Source organism: Candidatus Eisenbacteria bacterium, from assembly GCA_016867495.1.
Taxonomy (GTDB): Bacteria; Eisenbacteria; RBG-16-71-46; order CAIMUX01; family VGJL01; genus VGJL01.
This window is the reverse complement of the sequence record VGJL01000186.1, coordinates 1-5,046: the sequence shown is the minus strand read 5'-3', so window position 1 is coordinate 5,046 and position 5,046 is coordinate 1. Positions and strand designations below refer to the sequence as shown.

The 5,046-nt window shown below is 64.8% G+C and carries 4 protein-coding genes; 3 read left to right on the top strand and 1 reads right to left on the bottom strand.

Features of this window, described 5'->3' with window-relative positions:
* Positions 1-214 precede the first annotated feature (214 nt).
* A complete protein-coding gene (locus FJY88_11845; GenBank protein MBM3288025.1) occupies positions 215-682 on the top strand; it encodes a hypothetical protein in 468 nt (155 codons plus the stop codon).
* A gap of 500 nt (positions 683-1,182) precedes the next feature.
* On the opposite strand, the gene FJY88_11840 is transcribed toward FJY88_11845, so the two are convergent.
* Complete coding sequence (locus tag FJY88_11840; protein ID MBM3288024.1) at positions 1,183-2,316, bottom strand: MFS transporter; 1,134 nt, start codon at positions 2,314-2,316, stop codon at positions 1,183-1,185.
* 430 nt (positions 2,317-2,746) lie between these two features.
* Between FJY88_11840 and rocD the strand changes: the two genes are divergently transcribed.
* On the top strand, positions 2,747-3,949 hold the full coding sequence (gene rocD / locus FJY88_11835) for an ornithine--oxo-acid transaminase (GenBank protein ID MBM3288023.1): 1,203 nt from the start codon (positions 2,747-2,749) through the stop codon (positions 3,947-3,949).
* Positions 3,925-5,046, top strand: a 1,122-nt coding sequence (locus FJY88_11830; GenBank protein MBM3288022.1) for a hypothetical protein, incomplete at its 3' end; no start/stop codon positions are given. The genes rocD and FJY88_11830, both read left to right, overlap by 25 nt.

The window sequence follows — 5,046 nt, the reverse complement described above, 5'->3', positions numbered from 1 at the left end:
TGGGCAGGCGATTCGTGCGCAGCATACTACGCACCTCAGATTGGAGGACTGCACCATCCTGGGCGGGGATGACCTCACTTACATCCACTCGATTTCTACAATCACAGGACTCGTCAAGCTTATTGGAAATCGCTTCCTGGATCGCGGTGCACCATCGGCGACCTACGTTCTTCTTGATCGGACTGAGGCTTGTTGTGCGTTTCAGGAGGTGATCATGAAGGGCAATGTCTTTGTTGGATCCGAAGGACCAACTGACGTTCCAAGAATAGACATTGGGCCTCAAGAAGCCAGAGTCATAGTCGAGAACAATACTTTGGTCGATACAAGGGTGACCATTTCCGTCAACTATGGTGAACCACTATCCTTCCGCAACAACATCCTGAGGGCTACCCCGGTATGGCTGTACTATCCGCCCGGAGGTGTGGTCAGCTGCAATGACATCTGGCCTGACAGCGCCTCGTTTACCATATTCAACTCCGTCGTGGACAGGGAGAACAACATCTGCGCGGATCCATTGTTTTGTGGAGAGGCGGCCGGTGACTTCCGGATTGCGAGAGAGAGCGCATGTGCGGAAGCGATTGCACCTCTCGGCTGCGGCCAGATCGGCGCACTTGGTGTTGGCTGCTCGCAGACTCCGGTAGAGAGATTGAGCTGGGGCAAGGTCAAGCACCTCTTCCGATGAAACCGGCGATCGCCATATGGCGGTGTTAGTGTTGCGCGGTCAAGCGGCGATCATCGGATGGTCGCCATGCTTGCCGTATGCCCATCTATCCGCGTGAGTCCGTCCCGGCGAGGATTGACGGAAGCTGTCAGTCTTCGGAGATGAGGGGCGGCCTGTCGGACTCCGATCCGTGCTTGCACTAGGACATCCGCACGCACCAGCATGTCCAATCAAAGGGAGGATCTGCGGCCATGGTTCTGGCCACACGACCGGTGGGGACTCCGCTCCGTGGGTACGCGCGGTGATCGAGCCGCCTGAGGAGCATCGTCGCCTCGGACCGGCATATGCGGTTGGATCTGACGGACCAGCGCGGCCAACGGCTTCCAACCGGCATCTACTGGGTTCGCCTGGTGAACGGAGCGGCCCATCGCTTGCTGCTGCTCCGCTGATCCAGTGGTTGTCGTTGTTTCGTCCGGGCACTCACTTTGCGTTTCAAGACATCATGGTTGCCTGGGAATAGCTCAAGGGGCCCCGGCCTCTCTGGCCACCCCGCGCCCGAAGAGCGCGAAGTAGAGCGTGCCGGCGACGCCGCACGCGAAGGCGACCCATAGATTCCAGGCGGGGCCGATGCTCCACAGGACGCCGCCCGCAAGAGCGGCGACGCAAACGACAAGATCCCGCACGAGGTAGTAGGCGCCCACCGTGCGCCCCTCGAGTCCCGATTCGGCCAGGTCGACGATGAGCGCCTTGCGCGTCGGCTCGCCGAACTCCTTCAGGCCGCGCAGGATGAAGACCGCGGCCAGCGCGGCGGTCCCGCGCGCGAAGTAGAGGGCCGCGGGGAAGAGGGTGAAGAAAACGAACGTCACCACGACGAACGGTTTCCTCTCCGCCCTGTCGGAGAAGTGCGCCACGGGGATGTAGATCAGCGCGGCCGTCGCCATCTCGACCGCGCTCAGCCAGCCGAACTGCTGCGCCGATTTGCCCGCCACGTCCATGACCCAGATGATCACGAAGGCATAGGGGATCTGCTCGCAGAAGCGGATCAGTATGTCCGAGACGAGCAGGCGCCGCAGCCCGGGATCGAACCTCTTGAGAAGGGCGATCGGGTGGATCGGCTCGTACGGCTTCGGCTCGGGAGAGACCATCCTCTGCTGCAGGACGATCGCCGCCACCGCGAGAACGATCGCGATCGCGAAGGAGGCCCGCACGCCGCGCTCCAGGCCCAGGGCCGCGATCAGCGCGCCTCCGATCACCGGTCCCAGGGCCATCGGGACGCGTCGAATGAGCGAGTGCATCGAGACGCCCATCGCGCGCTTGGTCCTCGGCAGGGCATTGACGACGACGCTCATCGTGGCCGGAAGGGAGATCGCGGACCACGCTAGGAAGAAGATCGCGGCGACAAGAACCGCGGGCCATACCGGAACGAGCACGACGATCGCGTAGCCGAGGATGGCGATCATGTTGAAGAGGGCGAGGGCCCGTTTCGTCCCAAGCCTGTCGGAGAGGATCCCGCCGGGCAGGGCCCAGAGGGCGCCGAGAAGATTCTCCATCGCTCCATAGAGGCCGATCGCGAGGACCGTCCCGCCGAGAACCTGGATGTACTTCGGGATGAACCGCGAGCCGATCCGCTCCCCGAGTCCGATGAAGACGACCATCCCCAGAAGGAGAACGAACTCCCTCCTCAGACCGAGGTAGTGCAGGACCTTGCTCCGGCGCTCCGATGGGTCGGCCACTGCTATGCGATCCTCCCGCCTAAACCAGTCCTCGAACCCCGTCGTCTCTCGAATGGAGTCGGCTCTCGAACGGAGTCGGCTCTCGAATGGAGTCGGCTCTCGAACGGAGTCGGCTCTCGGGGATCGATCATAGCCGACCCCCCTTCCCGTGCCGAGTGGATCGGTCCAATCTGCGGATCGGTCCAATCGCCCCCGCGAGGGGGTCGAACGGGATGGGGAACCGGCGGCTCCCGGGGGCTGTTCGTCATGGGGTACACACGCGGCATCCCAATCGCTAGACTCTAGGGCGCGGCCCGGACGGCCGCAGAATCACCGCGGAGAAACGACGATGGATAGGGAGAGAACGAAAGTCATGTCGCGCAGCGATGAGTTGATCCAGCTTGCCGAGACCTACAGCGCCAACAATTACCATCCGCTGGATGTCGTCATCGAGAGGGCCGAAGGAGTCTGGGTTTGGGACGCCGACGGCCGCAAGTACCTCGATTGCCTCTCGGCCTACTCGGCGCTCAATCAAGGTCACCGGCACCCCAAGATCGTCGCCTCCTTGCTCGAGCAGGCCGGAAAGGCCACGCTGACCTCGCGCGCCTTCCACAACGACCAGATGGGCCCGTTCCTTAAGGAGCTGACCGAACTCTGCCACAAGGAGATGGCCCTCCCCATGAACACCGGGGCGGAAGCGGTCGAGACGGCCATCAAGGCCTGCCGCAAGTGGGGCTACAAGGTGAAGGGGGTTCCGGAGGGGAAGGCGGAGATCATCGTCTGCTCGAACAACTTCCATGGCCGGACGACGACGATCGTCGGCTTCAGCAGCGACGAGCAGTATCGCGACGGGTTCGGCCCCTTCGCTCCCGGCTTCGTGACGGTTCCTTACGGGGACCTTCCCGCGTTCGAGCACGCGATCGGACCGAACACGGTCGGATTCCTCGTGGAGCCGCTGCAGGGAGAGGGCGGGGTGATCGTCCCCCCGGACGGCTACCTTCGCGGGACCTACGAGCTGTGCCGCGCGCACAAGGTTCTCTGGCTCGATGACGAGATCCAGACCGGATTCGGCCGCACCGGCAACATGTTCTGCTGCGAGTGGGACGGGATCACGGATCCCGACGTCCTGATCCTGGGCAAGGCCCTCGGCGGAGGCGTCTATCCCGTCTCGGCGGTCGTCGCGAACCGCGAGATCCTGGGCGTGTTCCGGCCCGGGGATCACGGATCGACCTTCGGCGGGAACCCCCTCGGCTGCGCCGTGGCCCGCGCGGCGCTGCGCGTCATCGTCGAGGAGAGGCTCGTCGATCGCTCGGCCGAGATGGGCACCTACTTCATGGAGCGGCTCCGCTCGATCCGCTCTCCCCACGTGCAAGAGGTCCGAGGCCGCGGCCTGCTGATCGGCATCGAGGTCAAGAAGTCGTCGGGCCCGGCCAGGCCGTTCTGCCAGAAGCTGCGCGACCTCGGAGTCCTCTGCAAGGAGACTCACGAGCAGGTGATCCGCTTCGCTCCGCCTCTCGTGATCCAGAAGGGCGAGATCGATTGGATCGTGGAGTGCGTCGCCAAGACCTTGGCGTGATGCGCATCCCGCGGCTGCGTCCTCGGAAGAGGATCGACGGAGGGCCGGCGCGGCCTGCCGCCTGGGCAATCGCGCTTCATGTCGCGGCGCTCGCCGGATTCGCCGCCGGGCCCGCGGCCGGACTGGCCGCCGGACCGGCAGCCGACCCGACCGCGGCTTCGACGACCGAGCGGACCGAAGCTCCCCCCTCGGCGCTTCCCATCGCGGTGGAAGCCTGTCCCCAGGGCGACTTCTACTTCACTCTCAGGACGGCCGCCGCGCGGGACAGCTCCCGGGCGGCGATCCCCGCGGACTTGCGGGACGCGGGCGCGCGACTCGGGGCTCTCACGGAGTTCCTGCCCGACAGCCTTCCCCTGCGCACTAAAGAGGGGACGGTTCTCATCATCCATCGAAAGAGCCGCAAGTACCGCGAGGATGTCGAGCGCCTGCTGTGGAGGAGACTGGATCCGGCCCTCTCGGGACGCTTCTCGACCGAGGACATCCCCTACACGCTCGGGGGGATCCGCGACGCGATGCGGCCTTTATGCAAGACCAAGGCCGATTCGATCTACGACGTCCTGTCCGACATCTATCGATCGACCTACCCCGGGTATCTCACGGCACTCTGGCCGGCGCGCCAGGACGATCTGAATGCATGGATCGGATCGATCTGCGGGCGACTGGGCGATCGCCAGCCGCTCCTGCTCGAGCGGCTCTCGCGAGATCTGCGGGTCTCTCTGGCCGGGCCCGGGCAGTTGACGCTCTGCGTCGTCACGCTCGCTCCTCCGGTCGAGGATGTGCTCTTCCGTCCCGACCCGCAGCGCCCGGCCGTGCTCTTCGTGGAGAGACGCGGCGAGGGGGTCGCCGCCGCGATCCATCTGATATCCGGCTATCTTCGCGGGTGCCGCCAGGCCCGGCCGGCGGACGAGACGGCGCTTGATGTCCTGAGAAAAACCGCATCGGCCGCCGGTCTCAATGCAACCGCGGTCGAAGCGCTGGAGACCTCGATGATCGACTGCGCTGTCGCCAAGGCGCTGCATGACATCGCGGGGATCGACCCGCGAGATGAAGCCGCGGGCGCGGAGCCCGAATCTCCCCCCATGCGGGAGATCCGGCGC